This is a genomic window from Neisseria sicca (genome assembly GCF_014054945.1).
GTDB classification, from domain to species: domain Bacteria; phylum Pseudomonadota; class Gammaproteobacteria; order Burkholderiales; family Neisseriaceae; genus Neisseria; species Neisseria sicca.
Window position 1 is genome coordinate 2,149,485 of sequence record NZ_CP059566.1, and the last position, 14,571, is coordinate 2,164,055.

General features: G+C 55.8%; 9 protein-coding genes and 1 pseudogene. 5 read left to right on the plus strand and 5 right to left on the minus strand.

Translation table 11 applies throughout. The annotated features are described in order from the left end of the window. Positions 1-251: 251 nt before the first annotated feature. Positions 252-2,399, plus strand: a complete 2,148-nt coding sequence (gene yccS, locus H3L95_RS10255; RefSeq protein ID WP_040668989.1) for a YccS family putative transporter — start codon at positions 252-254, stop codon at positions 2,397-2,399. Positions 2,400-2,796: 397 nt separating this feature from the next. Here the strand turns inward: yccS and H3L95_RS10260 are convergent, their stop codons facing one another. The 5 genes and pseudogenes from H3L95_RS10260 to H3L95_RS10280 all read right to left on the minus strand — a co-directional run bounded on the left by H3L95_RS10260 (position 2,797) and on the right by H3L95_RS10280 (position 8,937). Further along, entirely contained in the window at positions 2,797-3,285 is a 489-nt protein-coding gene (locus H3L95_RS10260; protein ID WP_003761012.1) for a hypothetical protein, read from the minus strand. 41 nt (positions 3,286-3,326) lie between these two features. Then, positions 3,327-3,506 (minus strand): annotated as a pseudogene (locus tag H3L95_RS10265) (hypothetical protein); the annotation flags it as partial. A gap of 175 nt (positions 3,507-3,681) precedes the next feature. Continuing rightward, the gene (gene mutS, locus H3L95_RS10270; RefSeq protein WP_003761010.1) at positions 3,682-6,306 is read right to left on the minus strand and encodes a DNA mismatch repair protein MutS; all 2,625 of its coding nucleotides are present in this window, start codon (positions 6,304-6,306) and stop codon (positions 3,682-3,684) included. Between the two features lie 159 nt (positions 6,307-6,465). Further along, positions 6,466-7,410 carry a DUF4424 family protein gene (locus H3L95_RS10275; protein WP_003761008.1) on the minus strand — a complete coding sequence of 315 codons (945 nt, stop codon included), beginning with the start codon at positions 7,408-7,410 and terminating at the stop codon, positions 6,466-6,468. A gap of 69 nt (positions 7,411-7,479) precedes the next feature. Continuing rightward, complete coding sequence (locus H3L95_RS10280) at positions 7,480-8,937, minus strand: oligopeptide:H+ symporter (RefSeq protein ID WP_003761007.1); 1,458 nt, start codon at positions 8,935-8,937, stop codon at positions 7,480-7,482. Between the two features lie 355 nt (positions 8,938-9,292). On the opposite strand from H3L95_RS10280, the gene H3L95_RS10285 reads away from it, so the two are divergent. From H3L95_RS10285 to murA, 4 genes are all read left to right on the plus strand, one after another. Next, a complete protein-coding gene (locus H3L95_RS10285; protein ID WP_003761005.1) occupies positions 9,293-9,778 on the plus strand; it encodes a GNAT family N-acetyltransferase in 486 nt (161 codons plus the stop codon). Between the two features lie 345 nt (positions 9,779-10,123). Next, complete coding sequence (locus H3L95_RS10290) at positions 10,124-11,491, plus strand: M16 family metallopeptidase (protein WP_003761000.1); 1,368 nt, start codon at positions 10,124-10,126, stop codon at positions 11,489-11,491. Positions 11,492-11,648: 157 nt separating this feature from the next. After that, entirely contained in the window at positions 11,649-12,947 is a 1,299-nt protein-coding gene (locus H3L95_RS10295; RefSeq protein WP_003760994.1) for a M16 family metallopeptidase, read from the plus strand. Positions 12,948-13,262: 315 nt separating this feature from the next. Then, complete coding sequence (gene murA / locus H3L95_RS10300) at positions 13,263-14,516, plus strand: UDP-N-acetylglucosamine 1-carboxyvinyltransferase (RefSeq protein ID WP_003760990.1); 1,254 nt, start codon at positions 13,263-13,265, stop codon at positions 14,514-14,516. Positions 14,517-14,571 lie beyond the last annotated feature (55 nt).

The window sequence follows — 14,571 nt, forward strand, 5'->3', positions numbered from 1 at the left end:
CGACGGAAAGGAAAAGGTCGTCTGAAAACCACACTTTAGGGTTTTCAGACGACCTTTTTCATGCGCGGCAATCTCGTTCCTTTTTCTTGAGGACAGATAGGCAGGTCGGTCATATCCGTTTCGCAGGGACGCTGTCGGGCAGGTTTTCAGACGACCCCATAGCCCCGTCCCGCCCTAAAATCCTGTTAGAATACCGTTTCATTTCATTCATAATAATCAAACCATTCCCATTTAAAGCCGCGCCCAATACGATGAAACTCCCGCCGCTCAAACCCCTCATCATCACCTCGCTGCCCGTCTTCGCCAGCGTCTTTATCGCCGCGACCCTCGTCTGGCGGTTTGGCACGCCCAAGCTCGCCATGCCCTTCGTGCTCGGCATCATCGCGGGCGGCCTCGTCGATTTGGACAACCGCCTGACAGGTCGTCTGAAAAACATCATCATCACCGTCGCCCTGTTCACCCTCTCGTCGCTCGTCGCCCAAAGCACGCTCGGCACCGGCCTGCCCTTCATCCTCGCCATGACCCTGATGACGTTCGGCTTTACCATTTTGGGCGCGGTCGGGCTGAAATACCGCACCTTCGCGTTCGGCGCACTTGCCGTCGCCACCTACACCACGCTCACCTACACCCCCGAAACCTTCTGGCTGACCAATCCCGTCATGATTCTGCTCGGGACCGTGTTATACAGCACCTGCACACTCATTTTCCAAATCATCCTCCCGCACCGCCCCGTCCAAGAAAGCGTCGCCAACGCCTACGAAGCACTCGGCGGATATTTTGACGCCAAAGCCGACTTTTTCGATCCCGACGAAGCCGCCTGGCTCGGCAACCGCCAAATCGACCTCGCCATGAGCAACACCGGCGTCATCACCGCCTTCAACCAATGCCGCGCCGCCCTGTTTTACCGCCTGCGCGGCAAACACCGCCACCCGCGCACCGCCAAAATGCTGCGCTACTACTTCACCGCCCAAGACATACACGAACGCGTCAGCTCCGCCCACGCCGACTACACCGAGCTGACCGACACCCTCAAAAACACCGACCTCATCTTCCGTATCCGCCGCCTGCTCGAAATGCAGGGACAGGCGTGCCGCAACGTTGCCGCCGCCCTGAGGAACGGCAAAGACTACACATACAGCAAACGCCTCGGACGCGCAATGGAAGGCTGCCGCCAATCCCTCGCCCACTACACCGACGACCACCCCGAAAGCCGCAACATCCACCACATCCGACGCCTGCTCGACAACCTCGGCAGCGTCGACCACCAACTGCGCCAACTCCAACACAGCGACTCCCCCGCCGAAAACGACAACAGCAGCGACACCCGCATCGCCGCCCTCGAAAACAGCAGCCTGAAAAACGTTTGGCAGACCGTCCGCAGCCAGCTCAACTTCGAGTCCGGCGTGTTCCGCCACGCCACGCGCCTCTCCATCCTCGTTGCCGCCTCCTGCACCATCGTCGAAATCCTCCATCTCAACCTCGGCTACTGGATACTCCTGACCGCACTCTTCGTCTGCCAACCCAACTACACCGCCACCAAAAGCCGCGTATACCAACGCATCGCCGGCACCATCCTCGGCGTCATCGTCGGCTCCCTCGTGCCTTATTTCACCCCCTCCGTCGAAACCAAACTCTGGATCGTCATCGCCAGCACCACCTTGTTTTTCATGACCCGAAGCTACAAATACAGCTTCTCCACCTTCTTCATCACCATCCAAGCCCTCACCAGCTTCTCCCTCGCCGGGCTGGACGTCTATGCCGCCATGCCCGTCCGCATTATCGACACCATCGTCGGCTCCGTCCTCGCGTGGGCAGCCGTCACCTACCTCTGGCCGGATTGGCGTTACCTCACCCTCGAAAAAACCGCCGCCCAAACCGTCGGCGGCAACGGCGCCTACCTCAGAAAAATCCTCGACCAGCTCCAATACGGTATCGCCGACGACGTCGAATACCGCACCGTCCGCCGCCAAGCCCACGAACGCACCGCCACCCTCAGCAGCACCCTTTCCGACATGAGCAGCGAACCCAAAAAATACGGCAACAACCTGCAAAGCGGCTTCACCCTCCTCAAAACCAGCTACGCCCTGACTGGCTACATCTCCGCACTCGGCGCATACCGCAGCGAAATGGACGGCGCGTGCAGCCCCGACTTCGTCCGCAAGTTCTACCAAAGCGGCTACCGCATCGCCGACCTGCTCGAACGCCTCCCGCAAACCGGCGAACAAGATTTTCAGACGACCCTCTCCCAAATCCGAACCGACTTGGAAGCCTTACAAACAGAAGCAGGCGACGAACGCCAAAGCCACATCCTCCACCGGCAGCTCACCCTCATCGCCAACCAACTCGACCCCTGCTACCGTAGCCTGCACGATATCGAAGCCAGCCCGCAAACCGTGTGATATAGTGGATTAACTTTAAACCAGTACGGCGTTGCCTCGCCTTTCCCTACTATCTGTACTGCCTGCGGCCTCATCGCCTTGTCCTGATTTAGTTAATCCACTATATTAATCGGCAGGCAAACGAAAGGTCGTCTGAAAACCGAATTTTGAGGTTTTCAGACGACCTTTTTATTGAGTCGAAGCGGGCTTGGGGATAACTCAAGTTTGTAGCGTGGGCTTTGCCCGCGAATCCACCGTCTGACAACCCGAATCGGGAAACCGTGTCTGTTATTTATCTCGTGGGCAAAGCCCACGCTACGGATTGCTGCAACGGTAACTTATCCCTTCCCCTGTCCGGCGGGGGAAGGTTAGGATGGGGGCGGGTTGCAGGTACAAATTAAGGAACTTTAAAACTCAATCAAATAATGTCCGGATTCAGCACCAAATCATATTCACCAAACTTTGGAAATAGGATTACCTTATCTTTTTGGGGATATAATTCTGTTTTTTCATATCGCTCATTATTAATAAAATCCTCTTTCAAAACATAGCAATCATCCGTATTTTCATTGAAGAAATAAGTATATCCTTCTGCCAAATCATGAGAGTCTAAAGTTATATAATCTCTCCATACAGCCATAGAAAGAAAATAATAATTTGAATTAGAATATTTTTGAAATTGATGGGTTAAATAATCCCTTCCAAATTTATCGAAAAAATGTACCGAAAAAAAACCTACTTCCTCTCGCAAAGTAATTACATATTCAGGTTGTGTCACCGAACCTATTACGGCAGTATATAACTCCCCTTTAAGATGTTTTTCCTCAGCTTGTTTCTCAGAAAAAGGCTTATGAAGTTTCTTATAACCATAAGACCACTGCTCACAATAAAAAATATCTTTCTTCATTTGTAAATCCTTCCTGTTGTATCCCTAATAATAACATTTTCTTATCGTGCCGCTTTTAATACAGATTGTGGAATTGGATTGACCTGTGCAGGAACTTCTAAAATAAGTTTTCCTTCAAACTTTCTTCCTCTTAGCGGAGCAGGTGTACTTGGAACATTGGAAATGACAACACCAGGGCTATATTTGCTGACAGCCTCCTTGATACAATCAATCCCCATACTTTTTGTAGTCTTTTTGAAGTCGTCTGAAACCTAAATTTTGGGCTTCAGACAACCATTTATGCAATGAAAGCTGGCTTGGGATAACTCGAGTAGCGTGGGCTTTGTCTGTGAACTTGCCGTTAAAAAGGTCGTCTGAAATTTTTCAGACGACCTTGTTTTATATAAACCAACGCGTTTATTCCCCGCCTTCGGCAATCTGCTTGAGGCGGTACAGTGCATCCAAGGCTTCGCGTGGGGTGAGGTCGTCGGGGCGGATTTGGTTTAGGGCTTCGGCGAGTGCGTGGTGGGCAGGGTTGTTTTCTTGGCTTGCGGCGGTTTGGGGGGCGATGTCCGCCGTTTCGTTGGGGCTAAACCCGCTGTATTCGTTTTCAGACGACAGGGTGCTGAAGATGTCCAACTGCGGGCGGACGGCGGCGGCTTGGGCTTCGAGCTCGTCCAGATGTTTTTGGGCGGCTTTGAGGGCGCGGTTGGGCAGGCCGGCGAGTTTGGCGACGGCGATGCCGTAGCTTTTGCTGGCGGGGCCGGGTTCGATGTGGTGGAGGAAGACGATGTCTTGTCCTTGTTCGAGCGCGGAGAGGTGCATGTTGACCGCCGTTGCGTGGGCTTCGGGCAGTTTGGTCAGCTCGAAATAGTGGGTGGCGAAGAGGCTGAAGGATTTGTTTTTTTGCAGCAGGTGTTCGGCGATGGCGTGCGCGAGGGCAAGGCCGTCAAAAGTCGAAGTGCCGCGTCCGACTTCGTCCATGAGGACGAGGGATTGGTCGGTGGCGTGGTGGAGGATGTAGGCGGTTTCGCTCATTTCGACCATGAAGGTGGAGCGGTTGGAGGCGAGGTCGTCGGAGGCGCCGATGCGGGTGAAGATTTGGTCAATGGGTCCGATTTGGGCGGCATCGGCGGGGACGAAGCTGCCGGTGTGCGCCATGAGGACGATGTGGGCGACTTGGCGCATGTAGGTGGATTTGCCGCCCATGTTGGGGCCGGTCAGGAGCATGAGGCGGTGTTTGTGGTCGAGGCGGGTGTGGTTGGCGGTGAAGTGGCGCACTTGTTGCTCGACGACGGGATGGCGGCCGTTTTCGATATGGATGACGGGGTAGTCGGCGAACTCGGGGCAGACGAAGCCGCGTTCGGCGGCGGTGGCGGCAAAGGTGGAGAGTACGTCCAGCGCAGCGGCGGCTTTGGCGGCTTTTTGAAGCTGGGGAAGGGTCGTCTGAATGTCTTTGAGGAGGGCTTCAAACAGGCGTTTTTCCAATGCCAATGCCTGCTCTTGCGCAGTCAGGACTTTGTCTTCGAAGGTTTTGAGTTCGGGGGTGATGAAGCGTTCGGCGTTTTTCAGGGTCTGGCGGCGTTGGTAGTCGGCGGGGGCTTGTTCGGCCTGGACTTTGGATAGCTCGATGTAGAAGCCGTGGACGCGGTTGAACTCGACTTTGAGGGTGGAAAGGCCGGTGCGTTCGCGTTCGCGCGCTTCGAGGTCGAGCAGGAATTCGTCGCCGTGGTTTTGGATGTGGCGAAACTCGTCGAGTTCTGCGCAATAGCCTTGGTTGATGACGCCGCCGTCTTTGAGCCAGACGGCGGGTTCGGGCATCACGGCGGCTTTGAGGGTTTCGGCGACGGGCAGGGTTTCGGGGAAAACGGCTTTGAGGGTTTCTAAGAGGCTGCTGCCCTCGGCGGACAGTTCGATTTCGGACAGGGCAAACAGGCTGTCGCGCAGGGCGGCGAGGTCGCGCGGGCGGGCGTTGCCGACGGCGATGCGGGCGGCGATGCGTTCGATGTCCGCGATGTTTTTCAGACGGCCTTGCAGGTTTTCGTATTGCGAACCCAACGCGGCAACGGCTTCTTGGCGGGCGCGGATGTGGGCGCGGCTGCGTAAGGGGTGGTGCAGCCAGAGTGCCAAGAGGCGGCTGCCCATGTGGGTGGCGCAGCCGTCGAGTATGGAAAACAGGGTCGGCGATTTTTTGCCGGAGAGGGTTTGCGTGATTTCGAGATTGCGGCGAGTGGCGGCGTCCATACCGATATATTGGCTGTCGGTTTCGAGCGAAATGCCGTCGAGGTGTTGCGGCATCAGGTTTTGCGTCAGGCGGATGTAGTTCAGCAGCGCGCCCGCCGCACCCACGGCGGCTTCGTGTTCCTTGCCGTCTAAACCGAAGCCGTGCAGGTCTTGGCAGCCGAAATATTCGGTCAACAACTTCGCGCCCGCGTCGGCGGCAAACTGCCATGAGTTCAGGCGCGTAATGTTGGCGGAGGTCGTCTGAAAACCATCAGGCAGGCTTTTGCCTTCGGGCAACAGGATTTCCGCCGCCTGCAAACGCGCCAGCTCGTCGGCGAGCTTGTCCGCCGTCGTCAGCTTGGTTTTGAATTCGCCGCTTTGCAAAGATGCCCACGCGATGGCGATGTGTTTTTTATCCGCGTTCACCGCCGCGATGCGGTTGGTTTCCTTGTCTTCCAAAAACGCCGCGTCGGTCAGCGTGCCGGGCGTAACGATGCGCACGACTTTGCGCTCCACCGGCCCTTTGCCCGCGCCGACTTCGCCCACCTGCTCGCACACCGCCACGCTTTTGCCCATCTTCACCAGCCGCGCCAGATACTGCTCCGCCGCGTGAAACGGCACGCCCGCCATCTTAATCGGCACGCCGTCCATCTGCCCGCGCGTGGTCAGGGTGATGTCCAACAGCTTCGCCGCTTCCACCGCGTCATCCAAAAACAGCTCGTAAAAATCGCCCATGCGGTAAAACACCAGCTTGTCGGCGTGCTGCGATTTGATGGCGAGATACTGCTGCATCATCGGGGAAACGGCGGATTTGCTCATGGGAATGCCTTGCAAAACGGAAAAGCCTTATTGTAGCAAAAGGTCGTCTGAAACCCTAAAACAAGGTTTCAGACGACCTTTTATAGTGGATTAACTTTAAACCGGTACGGCGTTGCCTCACCTTGTCCTGATTTAGTTAATCCACTATATGTATGCCGCTTAGGGTTTTTCGTAAACGAAAATAATGTCCAAGTCTTTTTTCGGCAGGAAATTTTCTTTGACTGCTTGGAAGCGGTTCGGCCCTACTTTGCGCAAGGATTTGTCCCAACAAAGCGAAATCACGGTATTGGGCTCGCGGTCTATGGTCAACGTGAATTTACCGATGGGTTTTGCCCAGTTGGCGCCCGTAGTCAGAATATAGCCCAAATGGTGATAGACCTTATCTTCTTTCACATTTTTAAAGTTGTTGAGGAAGTTTTCATCCATGCAGTAAGCGTCTATAAATGCTTTGCTGTCTTTGGCTTTGAGCGAAGGCAGGAAGCTGCCGCCGACCAGCGGGGTGTATTGGTGTTTGATTTCGGTGACGCTGCCGGCTTTGAAGGTTTGCTTCCAGCTGTAAACAATCTGCGCCGACCAATCGGGCAGTTCATCCGGCTGCTTGGGCAGCATGGATTGGACTTTGGCGGAGCGGCAGGCTCTGATTTTGCTGCCGATTTTTTCACCGTCTTGCTTTTGCGTCCAAGGGTGCATCAGTTCCTGATCGCTCAAACCGCATTTTTTCAAATCGGCGGTCACGTCCACCAGCGAGCCGTTACTCCGTTCAAAATAGGCACGGACGTGGGTTTGCGGGCGGACAGGTTTGCCGTCGGCGTAAATTCGGAAGCTGTCAACCAAGCCTTTGGTGTCGGCAAAGTCGGAATCGGTGAAAGCAGGAACAATCGGCAAAGGGAAAAGGACGGTTTCGGTAATGTCTTGCGAGGAGGTGTTTTTAAACCGGTAATGCACGCGAATCTGGTGTTCGCTGATGTACAAATCTTCGCTCTGCATATCGATATGCGGATTTTTCAGATATTTGATGCCGCTTGTGCTGACTGTACCCGTGCTGTCGTTGGCATGGGCTGCTCCGGCAAGCAGGAGGAGCAGGAGGAAAGAGTGGGGTTTCATGGGTTCAAAGTCCTTAAAAACAGGTCGTCTGAAACGGCATTTCAGACGACCTTCTTAACGAATCAGTATTTAATCCGCGCCTTTGAGCATTTTATTCAAAATAGGTACGAGTAGCAATAATACCAAACCGGTGATTACGCCTATGCCGCAAAGCATCCAGTAGAAATCCAGCGGGGCTTTCTTATCGAATCCTTCCTTGAACAACACGCCGCCCAAAGTGAAACCTACCGAGAGACCCAAGAAGTTGAGCGCGACCATTTGGGTTTTGAACATGGGCGGGGCGATTTTGGTGGCGATAGAAAGCGAAATCGGCGAGATCATCAGTTCGCCTATGGTGAGGGCGAGCAGGAACAGCGCGAAAACAATAATCGGCATGGGGGTATCCGATGAGATATACGGTACGAATATCAGATAGGATACGCCGACAACAATCATCGCCAATACGAATTTAAACGGGGTTTTCGGCTGATATTTGCCCATTTTCGTCCAAATCGCCGCCATCACGCCGGAGAAAAGGACGACCCACATACTTTGGATGGAGTCTTTCCATGCGACGGGGACAGTCCAGCCGAATAGGGTGCGGTCACCCATTTTGTCAAAGTACACCGTTGCCACCGAATAGACTTGGGACCAGACTGCCCAAAACAGGCAGATGGCCAAAAACAGCGGAATATAGGCAATGATATGGCGTTTGTTTTCAGACGACACATGGCTGCTGCCAAGCAGGCGCGCGAAGTAGGCGATAATGGTTAGAATGACCGTGCCGAGCAGGAATTTGGAGAAGTTGTCCAAATTGAGCGTACCCGAGGCAATCAGGCTGCCGACAATCAAGACAATCAACACGGCGACTGCCACCGCGGTCTGCACTTTTTCAGGACGCAGCGGATTGGGCGCAGGCGTGTGCGGCAGCAGTTTGCGTCCCGCAGAGTAGCGCCACAGCCCGAAAGCCATACCGACTGCCGCCGCGCCGAAGCCGTAGTGGAAACCCATCTTCGTTTGCAGTAAGCCGGTCAGGAGCGGGCCTAAAAAGCCGCCGATGTTGATGGAGATATAGAAAATGGAAAAACCGGCATCGCGCAGCGGCTTCATGTGATCCGCCTCATAAAGCGAGCCGACCATCGAGCTTGCCGACGATTTTACGCCGCCGCTGCCCAATGCGATACACACCAAGCCGCTCAATAGCCCGTACAGCCCCGGTGCGATTGCCAAAACGATGTGTCCGAGCATGACCACGATGCCGGAAATAAACAGCGTTCTCTCCGCGCCCCAAATCCGGTCAGCAAGCCATGCGCCGAGTATGGTGGACAAATAAACGCTGCCGCCGTATGCGCCGACGATGCCGCCGGCGAGCGACTCGTTTATGCCCAAACCGCCTTTATTGGCAGCGTAATAGAGATAGATCATTAAGATACCCTGCATCCCGTAAAACGAGAAACGTTCCCACAATTCGATATGGAACAGGGTAGAGAGCTGGATGGGATGCCCGAAGAAGGTTTTTTCCTTGCGGGCGGACTGGTTGTCAGACATATTAAAGTTCTCCTGTTGGCAGAGGTTGGGCAGACGGACCGCCCCGGCGGAAACCTGCCTGCCCCGCCGGCATTTTCAATATTTTTCTTAGAGCGGGCGCGGGCGTAAGGATTGCCTGCCGCACCCTGCGGGTTTGGCGGGAAACGCCCGTATCCGATGCTTTCATCTAGGATTTACAGGAGTTTACGATGCCAAACATTTTTCGGTTTTTAGCCGAATCTGAAACGCTTGTCAAACGGCATATGGCAAAGGTTTGAGGCTGCACAGGTAAACCGCATTTTGATTTAAGCGGAGGTCGTCTGAAAACGTATCGGTAAAAAGGGGGGCATTTTCAGGCGGAAGGTGCGGGCGTATCATGCCCTTCATGAACATCACGCCTTTACGCCCCGAACACGTCGAACCGCTCGCCCGTGCGCTTTATCTGCAATGGCATGATTTTGCGCCGTGGTCGTCTATGGACAAAATCCGCGCCTATTACGCGGAATGCCTGAACGGTGAAAACCTGCCGCTGGCGTTTGCCGCCGTCGGAAAGGACGGCGCGCTGCTGGGTTCGGCCGCGCTCAAACGGCACGATATGGAAGAGTTTCCCCAATACGAATATTGGCTGGGCGATGTGTTCGTTTTACCCGAACACAGGGGGACGGGCGTGGGCGGCCTGTTGATTGGACACTGCCTCGCCGCCGCCCGCCAAATGCGCCTGCCCAAACTTTACCTTTATACGCCGGACGTGCAGTCGGTTTACGAGAAATACGGCTGGCGTGAAATCGCGACCTGTCGGCACAACGGCGAGACGGTGTCGGTAATGGAATTGGTATTGGAGGGGGACGGACAATCCGGTTGAATGTGACACCCATCTTGTGACGCAGGGGTCGTCTGAAACCCAATCTTTGATTTTCAGACGACCTTTTTGTTTACGCATATGGGAACTGTTTATCATTGCAACGTTCTATAAAAGGATTGACTTCAAAGCGATACGGCGTTGCCGCGCCTTGTCCTGATTTGAAGTCTCTCCGGCATATTTGGGCTGAAGCGGAATCACTCGAAAACGGCGGCTTCATCACCGTTTTTATTGATCCCGCTTCAGCGCAGACCGAAACGGGCGGACAGCCGTTTCGTCCCGTTCTCGGTAATATTTCGCACTCAAGCAGAGCCTGCTCTGCGCCAGACCGACTGAGAGGAATCCAGATTGAACAGCTTACGCCATCTTGCCCTGATATTTGCTTTGTCCGCGCCCGTACTCACGCTGGCGCAGACCGTATCGCAAACGCTGCCCAACGGGTTGAAGATTATTGTGAAAGAAGACCGCCGCGCGCCGGTCGCCGTGTCGCAGCTTTGGTATAAAGTCGGCAGCGTGGATGAAAAACAGGGCAAAAGCGGTTTGAGCCATGCCTTGGAACACATGATGTTTAAAGGCACGCAGACCATACCTTCGGGAGAATTCAACCGCCGCGTCGCCGCTTTGGGCGGAGAGAACAATGCCTACACCAACCGCAGCGAGACGGTTTATTACGAAAACATCGCGGCGGCAAACCTGCCCGAAGTGTTGAAGCTCGAAGCCGACCGGATGCACAACCTCAATTTCAGCGATGAAGAATTTCAAAATGAAATGAACGTCATCCGCGAAGAACGCCGCCAACGCACGGAAGACACGGCGGACGGCAAACTGTGGGAACAGGTGTATCTGAACAGCTTTACGCTGCCTTCGATGAAAGCCGCGGTCATCGGTTATATGGATGATTTGCACACGCTCAAAGCCGACGATTTGCGCGACTGGTATCGGCAATATTACGCGCCGAACAACGCCGTTTTGGTGATTGTCGGCGATGTCGATGCCAAAAAGACGCTCAAAACCGCGGCGGAACTGTTCGGCAACATTCCCGCCAAACAGCAGCCCGACCGCAATATGCTTGCCAACGAACCGTTCAAACGCGAACCTGTGAATTTTCAGACGACCTCGGTGGTCACGCGCCAACCCTTGGTCAGCTTGAACTACCGCGTCCCCGGATTGGAAAGTCTGGACGACAGACTGCCCTATGCGCTGGATGTCCTGTCGGAAATCTTGTCGGGCAACTCGTCCAGCCGCTTGGATAAAAACCTGATACGCGGCAAACAGATGGCTTTGAGTACGGGCGCAAGTTACGACCTGATCAGCCGTGAAATGCCGTTGTTCAGCATCTTCGCCATGCCGGCGGACAACGTCGAAGTCGATGCCGTCATCGCCGAATTGCGCCGCGAATTGAAAGACATCGCCGAAAACGGAGTCAGCGCCGAAGAGCTGAACCGCATCAAAGCGCAGTCGGAAGCGTCCGAAATCTACGAGCGCGACTCTATGGAAGCACAGGCTTCCATCATCGGGCGGCTGGAAGCGCGCGGCTTCGAATACAGCGACGAAGCGGAAATCCGCCGCCGCCTGAAAGCCGTCAGCGTCGAAGATGTGCAGGCCGCCGCTCAGCTGCTGACGGATGACCGCCTGGCGACCGTGGTCGTGATGCCCGACCCGAAAATCCTGTACCACCCGATTGTTCAGGCGGCAAACAAGCCTCAACCTAAATAAACCGACCAAAGGGGTCGTCTGAAACTGCTTTTCCCGTTTTCAGACGACCTCCGAACCGACCCCGCCCGAAGTGGCACATGACTCGGAACGGGACGGAATACGGCGCCAAACCGCCCTTCCGCCCCGGCAACCGGGTTAAACCGCAAAGGAATATCCGATGAAATCCCTTCCCCTCATATTAGCCCTCGCCTTCTCCACCGCCGCGCAGGCAGGCGTGGACATCCAACGCTGGACCACCGGCAACGGCACAGAAGTCCTTTTGGTCGAGCAACACGACAACCCCATCGTCGATATGCAGGTCAACTTCAAAGGCGCGGGCAGCGTGTTCAACCCCGAAGGCAAAAGCGAAGTGGCGGAATTCACCGCCGCCCTGCTGACCGACGGCACGGAAAAGCTGGACGAAGAAGCCTTTAATGCCGCCGCCGACGATATTGCCGCCCAAATCGACAGCAGCAGCGGACAGGAAAGCTCTGCCGCCGTCTTGCGCAGCCTGAGCCGCCCCGAAACGCTCAAAAAAGCCGCCGGACTGCTCAACCAATCCCTGACGCACCCCCGTTTTGACCCCGCCGTGTTCGACCGCCGTCAAAAAGAGGCGGTGACCACCCTCCAGCAACAGGAAACCACCCCCGACTTCACCGCCGGACGCGCCCTGACCAAACTTGCCTATCCCGACCACCCATACGGCAGCGGCGCCAATATCACCGCGGAGAGCATCCGCAAAGTCAACCTTGACGACATCCGCGCGTTCCACCGCAGCCGCTACGGCAAAGACAACGCCATCGTCGCCATCGTCGGCGACATCAACCGCAAACAAGCCGACCAGCTTGTGAAAAACGTGTTGAACGGCCTGCCCGACCGCAGCAAAGCCGCCCACACCGTCCCGCCTGTCAAACCCAATCCGGCACAACGCCGCGACATCCCGTTTGCCGGCGAACAGGCGCAAGTCTTGCTCGGTATGCCGCTGATTAAACGCCACGACCCCGACTATTACGCCTTGGTTGCCGGCAACTACATCCTCGGCGGCGGCGGTTTTGACAGCCGCCTGATGAAAGTTTTGCGCGACCGTTACGGCTACACCTACGGCGTATACAGCAACCTCGAACCGGCGACCGAAGCGGGTATGTTCACCATAGCCTATTCCACCCAGAAGAAAAACACCAAAGATTCACTCGTACAGGCTCAGGCGGTCATCAAACAATTCATCGAAGAAGGCCCGACCGAAGAAGAACTGGCACAAGCCAAAGCCAACATCATCGGCAGCTTCCCCCTGCGTTTCGACTCCAACGCCAAACTGGTGAAATACCTCAGCATCATCGGTTATCACAACCTGCCCAACGACTATCTCGAAGCCTACCCCAAAGCCATCGGCAAATTGACCGTGGCGCAAGTCAAAGACGCTTGGAAGCGCCGCGTCAAACCTGAAGATTTGCACATTGTCGTCGTCGGTGCCGAATAATCCCTCCGCCCATCCTTGTCCGACGGATACGGTCTGTCGGGCAGGGCTTGAGGGGAACGGCGGCTCCATTCCGCCGCACAGCAAAAAGGTCGTCTGAAAGCGCAGCTTCAACAATATCCCAACAGACATTGCGAAGCTGCGCCCGACAGTTTTCAGACGACCCTTCCGACCATTCGTACCCCGTAAACGCCCTTCGGAAGAATTCTCCCCGCCCGCCCGCAAAAACCGTCAAAATCCCTTATAATTCCGAACCTAAACGAATCCCGTCCTGCCGGCAACGCCGTCGGGACTTGTCTTAACAACGAAAGAAACACTGTGGACAAACTCAAAATCACCGCCAACGGCCCGCTCAACGGCGAAATCACCGTATCCGGCGCGAAAAACGCCGCCCTGCCGCTGATGTGCGCCGGACTCTTGACCTCCGGCACCCTGCGCCTGAAAAACGTACCCATGCTCGCCGACGTCAAAACCACCCAAAAACTGCTGCAAGGCATGGGCGCGCGCGTTTTGACCGACAACATTCACGAATTCGAAATCAACGGCGGCACCGTCAACAACACCTGCGCCCCCTACGAACTGGTGAAAACCATGCGCGCCTCCATCCTCGTGCTCGGCCCGACGCTGGCGCGTTTCGGCGAAGCCCAAGTCAGCCTGCCCGGCGGCTGCGCCATCGGTTCGCGCCCCGTCGACCAGCACCTCAAAGGCCTCGAAACCATGGGTGCGGAAATCACCATCGAACACGGCTACGTCAAAGCCAAAGGCCGTCTGAAAGGCACGCGCGTTGTCATGGACGTCGTTACCGTCGGCGGTACGGAAAACCTGCTGATGGCGGCAACCCTCGCCGAAGGCACGACCATCCTCGAAAACTGCGCCATCGAACCCGAAGTCGTCGATTTGGCGGAATGCCTCGTCAAAATGGGCGCGAAAATCAGCGGCATCGGCACATCAACCATGACCGTCGAAGGCGTAAAAGAGCTGCACGGCTGCGAACACAGCGTCGTGCCCGACCGCATCGAAGCCGGTACCTTCCTCTGCGCCGTCGCCATGACCGGCGGCAAAGTCGTCCTGCGCAACGCCGCCCCCAAAACCATGGAAGCCGTATTGGACAAACTCGTCGAAGCGGGCGCGATCATCGAAGCGGGCGACGACTGGATTTCCATCGACATGCAGCAGCGTCCCAAAGCCGTGGACATCCGCACCGTCGTCCACCCCGGCTTCCCGACCGACATGCAGGCGCAGTTTATGGCGATGAACGCCGTTGCCGAAGGCGACAGCCGCGTCGTCGAAACCATCTTTGAAAACCGCTTCATGCACGTTCCCGAACTCAACCGCATGGGCGCGAACATCACCACCGAAGGCAACACCGCCTTCGTCAAAGGCGTGGAAAAACTCTCCGGCGCCGTCGTGATGGCGACCGACCTGCGCGCCTCCGCCAGCCTCGTTATGGCAGGCTTGGTCGCCGGTGGCGAAACCATCGTCGAACGCATCTACCACCTCGACCGCGGCTACGAACACATCGAGAAAAAACTCGGCAAAGTCGGCGCGAAAATCGAGCGTGTACGCGGTTAAGAGCCTTGTGTGAAAAAGGTCGTCTGAAACGCCCCATCCCGATTTCAGACGACCC